This is a genomic window from Streptomyces alkaliphilus, from assembly GCF_014141535.1.
Taxonomy (GTDB): domain Bacteria; phylum Actinomycetota; class Actinomycetes; order Streptomycetales; family Streptomycetaceae; genus Streptomyces; species Streptomyces alkaliphilus.
The window spans coordinates 1-988 of record NZ_VKHT01001398.1 but is presented as its reverse complement, the minus strand read 5'-3'; the positions used below and the strand labels follow the sequence as shown (position 1 = coordinate 988).

The following is a 988-nucleotide window of genomic DNA, read 5'->3' as shown; positions in this document are numbered from 1 at the left end:
CCACCACCCCGTCCGCTCTCCACCCGACCCGTCTCCGACATCCCGAACCACAGGGGGAATCACGATGGACGCCATCATCATCGTGCTCGTCATCCTGGTGGTGCTGGTCTTCATCGCCCTGGTCAAGACGATCCAGGTGATCCAGCAGGCCAGCGCCGCCATCGTCGAGCGCTTCGGTCGGTACACCCGCACGCTCAACGCCGGCCTCAACATCGTCGTGCCGTTCATCGACACGATCCGCAACCGCATCGACCTGCGCGAGCAGGTCGTCCCCTTCCCGCCCCAGCCGGTGATCACCCAGGACAACCTGGTCGTCAACATCGACACCGTCATCTACTACCAGGTCACCGACGCCCGCGCCGCCACCTATGAGGTCTCCAACTTCATCCAGGCCATCGAACAGCTGACCGTGACCACCCTGCGCAACATCATCGGTGGCATGGACCTGGAGCGGACCCTCACCTCCCGTGAGGAGATCAACGCGGCCCTGCGCGGCGTCCTCGACGAGGCGACCGGCAAGTGGGGCATCCGCGTCAACCGCGTCGAACTCAAGGCGATCGAGCCGCCCACCTCCATCCAGGACTCGATGGAGAAGCAGATGCGGGCCGACCGTGACAAGCGCGCCGCGATCCTCCAGGCCGAAGGTGTCCGACAGTCCGAGATCCTCCAGGCCGAGGGCGCCAAGCAGGCGGAGATCCTGCGCGCCGAGGGTGACGCCAAGGCCTCCGCCCTGCGCGCGGAGGGTGAGGCACAGGCAATCCGCACCGTCTTCGAGGCCATCCACGCCGGCGACGCCGACCAGAAGCTGCTGGCCTACCAGTACGTGCAGATGCTTCCGAAGATCGCCCAGGGCGACTCCAACAAGCTCTGGATCGTCCCCAGCGAACTGGGCGACGCGCTCAAGGGCATCGGTGGCAGCCTCGGCCGGCTCGCCGAGAACGGTGGCGCCCCCACCGCGCCCGCCGACCCGGCCCGGCCCACCCTGGAC

General features: G+C 67.4%; 1 protein-coding gene. It reads left to right on the top strand.

The genetic code is table 11. The features are described 5' to 3' along the window. Window positions 1-64: 64 nt before the first annotated feature. The coding region (locus FNQ90_RS24720) for an SPFH domain-containing protein (protein ID WP_228471582.1) at window positions 65-988 on the top strand (924 nt) is incomplete at its 3' end.